Below are 4,127 nucleotides of genomic sequence, written 5' to 3'. Positions count from 1 at the left end.
TTTCATTCGTACAAGTTTATTTTTTCAGTTGCCTCATGGAACGCCCTGATGTACATTCCCCTGTGTGTTGAATACATTTTACATGGGCGTTTCATTCGTATATATTTGTTTTTTCAGTTGTCTCATGCCTGTCCCGAACTTGCTTCGGGAGACCCTCGCTATGCACATTCCCCTGTGTGAGAAAAAATTATCATGCTCGGTTTCATTCGTACAAGTTTGTTTTTTTAATGACCTCATGCCTGTCCCGCACTTGCTTCGGGAGAACGCTGCAAATAATCATTTCCCTGTATGAGCAAACATATTATGCTCCGTTTCATTATTATAGTTTCAACTAAATGATATATTTTGCACCTGTTCATAAGTGAATATATATTCACTTATGAACAGGTTGTTCAGTTTGCAATTTTATGGAATAAAACTTGAGAAACAGAATGTTAAGCGGCTCTATTTAGTGAAAAGCGGCTGCTTGGAAGCAGCAGCAACCCTTCATTTTTGTTATTTTTACAGTTGCATTAAGCTAGCCAAACAGGCCCCTTGCAAGGAATACGGATTAAACACATATTTATGACAGAGAGTGTTATCAAACCTTCTTTCATAAAAAATGCAGATGCTGAATTATTTCAGCAATTACGGAAAGAAGTAAACATAACAGTTAGCAGATTGGAAGAAAAAAGAAGACCGGGAATTATTGTAAAAGCCATTCTTTTTCCTGCCCTCTATATTTTATCATATTTAGCAGCGCTTTACTGGGCTTCCAATGCTACCATTTATTATGCATGTTTTTTTTCAATGGGTTTTTTGCTGGTATTAAATTTTTTAAACCTGATACACGAGGCTGTTCACAACACCTTGTTCTCCAGCAAGCGTATTAATAACTGGTATGTTCATTTCTTTGACCTGATGGGTGCTAACAGCTATATATGGAAGATAAGGCATATCCGGCTTCATCACAATTATCCCAATGTTATGGGATGGGACAGCGATTTTGAACAAAGCCAGCTGGCAAGGGTGTTTCCGCATGCGCCTTTTTCTAAAATGCATCAATACCAGCATATTTATTTACCGCTATTCTATCCTTTATATCTTATTAACTGGCTTTTAATAAGAGATTTTAAAGATTTCTTCAATAAGAATAAACTGGTTTGGAAAGTTATAGACCACATACCTGCTATAGAATATATTAAACTGTTTATTTTTAAAATAGCTTTTATACTCTATACCATATTGGTTCCTGTGCTATTGTTTAATGTAAGCTGGGGTCAGGCAATAATAGCTTTTTTAATCATGTTGTTTACGGCAAGCATTGTATCGTTGCTGGTGTTGCTTTCGCCGCATGCCAGCACCGAAAGTGAATACCCGATGCCTGACGAGAACGGGCAAATGCCAATGGCATGGTTTCGCCACCAGCTAAGCTGCACTAACGATGTAAGTGAAGACAACTGGTTTATACGTTTCTTTATGGGTTGTTTTAATTATCATATTGCGCATCACTTATTTCCCGCGGTAAACCATGTTTTTTATCCTGAAGTAACACAAATTATACGGGCGTTTGCGGCGAAAAACAGTTTGCCTTACCGGCAGTTTCCATTATTTAAATCGTTGCGCAACCATTATAGATTATTACGCACAAACGCATTTCATGAAAATATTTTTGAGGAAACCATGTAATAACCAGTGAATAGTTGATGACGAATAAAAGAAACGGTACAATATCGTTTCTTTTATTTTTTATCATAGATTTCCATCAAATGTATATTTAAAATCCACCAGCCATTTCTCATTCCGTTTTATAACCTTCACTTTGCGGGCCATCTTGTCATAAGAATTGGCATAATTAATTATATGGGTTGAGTCATTTATGGTTTCATCAGAATTGATGATGATGGAAGCGCCTGCATAATTATGCTTGTCATCAGCAGGTTTAAAATCGTAATCGCGTTTAATTTTCAACAGGTCTTTATTGTTAACGCTGTCATCAATCATATAAAAAGCTGCTTTCTTAAAATCGCCTTTCAGGCAGGCGTCAATAAATTCCCGGCCTCCTTCCAGGGCTGTTGTTGCCGCAGGATAATTGCTTGTATTGCAGGCAAAAAGCAAAACCACAAACACAATAGCGACTAAAAAAGGCTTGATTGTTTTCATCGGCACCAAAATTACAGTCAAAAAATTTGTTGGGGAAACTTTGGCAATATGGTTGATTGTACCTAACATCGTTACGGGATATTTTACAGGCTAACGTGCTATGGAACATTTGCTGTATCCCGCAATATTTTTCGTTTATTATTGTTTACATGCTCCTGTAATTTTCCGAATAATGCCGGAGAAAAACACCCCTTGCAAACTGCAGGTTTCGCGTTCTTATGCAAAAGGCGGCAAGGTAAATTTGAATATCATTTTACATAACCATACAGCCGAAAGGTTTTTAAGGCAGGCCAAAAATTATACTATGTTCAACACCCCTGTTCTTGATGTGGCTATTGGGCTGGTTTTTATTTTTCTGTTATACAGCTTTCTTGCCACATCCATCAATGAAGCCATTGCAACGGGTTTATCGCTGCGGGCAAGAATGCTGAGGAAAGCGATTGCTTTACGTATGCTTTCCAATACAGTTGAGGAAAATAAAGTGCTCAATTTCCTGAAAGGTTTCGCCGCGATTTTTACAGAGATCGTTTACATGTTTACCGGCCCCCCTGAAAAAAAAGGAAGCCAGAGAAATATTGGCGACCAGTTCTATGCGCATCCGATCATTAAGAATTACAGTTCGAGCAGTTTTTTCAGAGCGCCCTCCTACCTCGCCGCTTCTAATTTTGCCATCATCCTCATTGAATGCCTGAAAGAAGACTTCAATAATAAGATGGCTGAAATAGCGGCGCAAAAAATAAATGATAATAAAAGATGCGGCAGCAGATGTGCATCCGCCTTCTTCTGTTTCAGGCATTTCAGCCCTGCAAATAAAGCTTGCCACCAGTTCATCAACTGCCAATGCTGAAAAATTTTCAACCTGTATAAATGATACATGCAGCCATTTTCACATTAATACACCGGCACGCGCCTTATGCTTTTTAGCACAGGTGGGCCATGAAAGCGGAGGCTTGTTTTATACAGAAGAATTAGCCAGCGGCAGCGCGTATGAAGGCCGGGCAGATTTGGGCAACACACAGGCCGGCGATGGTGTGCGTTATAAGGGCCGCGGACTGATACAAATAACCGGCCGTGCAAATTATGCAGCTATAAGCAATGAACTGGGTATTGATTGCGTGAAAAACCCTGCCCTCCTGGGAGGAAAAAATTCCAATGTTTGCACACCGGAACAACTGAAAAATGCCGCACTGAGCGCCGGCTGGTTTTGGAATTCACGCAAACTGAACGACATCGCTGACAAAATTGATATAACCAAACCAATTGAAGACGATTCAAACCTTAGCCAGTTCAAAGCAATAACCAAAAAAATAAACGGCGGGTATAATGGTTTATCAGACAGGGTTGCACGCTATAAAGCGGGCGTTAGTTTGTTCAGCTAACAAAGCCAGGTTATACATATTCAGGCGCAAATACAGTAAATTGCACAGCCCTGCATTCGGTAAAATACAATTATGGTTTCTGATAACGATACAATCATCAGTACTGCAAATACAAACAATTCAAATTTATGCCTGGAACATTTACCGGCTTATGCCAAATATATTCTGAAGCATAAGCCTGATGTTTTTCCAAAAGTTCATCTGTATTTTTTAAAAAGAATAAGGCTGCCCATATTAAACCTGGCAGGCATAGATGAAGAAAAGCTAACAGCCATCTTATTAAAACATAGCCGCGCATTATTAATTGCCTGCGTAAAAAATAAAGTGGTCAATGTGGAAAAATGCTTTACTGAAATATCTTCTTTTATTTCAGTAAAGCAAATTACAATAGATGATATTATTCTTTACAGCCTCATACAACAATACACTTTTAAAGAATTCATTAATGATTATACAAGCGAGGCTGCTTTAAGCAATAATCTTTTATAGGTATAGGCGTTTAGGTATCAGGCTTGTTTAGCCTTTTCGGTTCGTAAGTTGCCATCCTTTTTATCAGTGTATCAAATATTGTATTCATACTGTTTCTTCTATTGTATCTAAAATGAT

The 4,127-nt window shown here is 38.4% G+C and carries 5 protein-coding genes; 4 read left to right on the top strand and 1 reads right to left on the bottom strand.

The window, feature by feature from the left end; all coding sequences use genetic code 11:
• Positions 1–564: 564 nt before the first annotated feature.
• A complete protein-coding gene (locus QM629_RS16485; protein WP_415160990.1) occupies positions 565–1,668 on the top strand; it encodes a fatty acid desaturase family protein in 1,104 nt (367 codons plus the stop codon).
• Positions 1,669–1,731: 63 nt separating this feature from the next.
• On the opposite strand, the gene QM629_RS16480 is transcribed toward QM629_RS16485, so the two are convergent.
• Positions 1,732–2,142 carry a hypothetical protein gene (locus QM629_RS16480; protein WP_415160989.1) on the bottom strand — a complete coding sequence of 137 codons (411 nt, stop codon included), beginning with the start codon at positions 2,140–2,142 and terminating at the stop codon, positions 1,732–1,734.
• A gap of 304 nt (positions 2,143–2,446) precedes the next feature.
• On the opposite strand from QM629_RS16480, the gene QM629_RS16475 reads away from it, so the two are divergent.
• The 3 genes from QM629_RS16475 (at position 2,447) to QM629_RS16465 (ending at position 4,010) form a co-directional block, all read left to right on the top strand.
• Positions 2,447–2,989, top strand: coding sequence for a hypothetical protein (locus tag QM629_RS16475; RefSeq protein WP_415160988.1), 543 nt, complete (start codon positions 2,447–2,449; stop codon positions 2,987–2,989).
• Positions 2,883–3,521: a glycoside hydrolase family 19 protein gene (locus QM629_RS16470; RefSeq protein ID WP_415160987.1), complete on the top strand. Its 639-nt coding sequence runs from the start codon at positions 2,883–2,885 to the stop codon at positions 3,519–3,521. Before QM629_RS16475 ends, QM629_RS16470 begins: the two co-directional genes overlap by 107 nt.
• A gap of 72 nt (positions 3,522–3,593) precedes the next feature.
• Complete coding sequence (locus QM629_RS16465; protein ID WP_415160986.1) at positions 3,594–4,010, top strand: hypothetical protein; 417 nt, start codon at positions 3,594–3,596, stop codon at positions 4,008–4,010.
• Positions 4,011–4,127: the final 117 nt, after the last annotated feature.

The sequence above is a fragment of the Parafilimonas sp. genome (assembly GCF_047606085.1).
GTDB lineage: Bacteria > Bacteroidota > Bacteroidia > Chitinophagales > Chitinophagaceae > Parafilimonas.
This window is presented reverse-complemented; position numbering and strand designations above follow the sequence as displayed.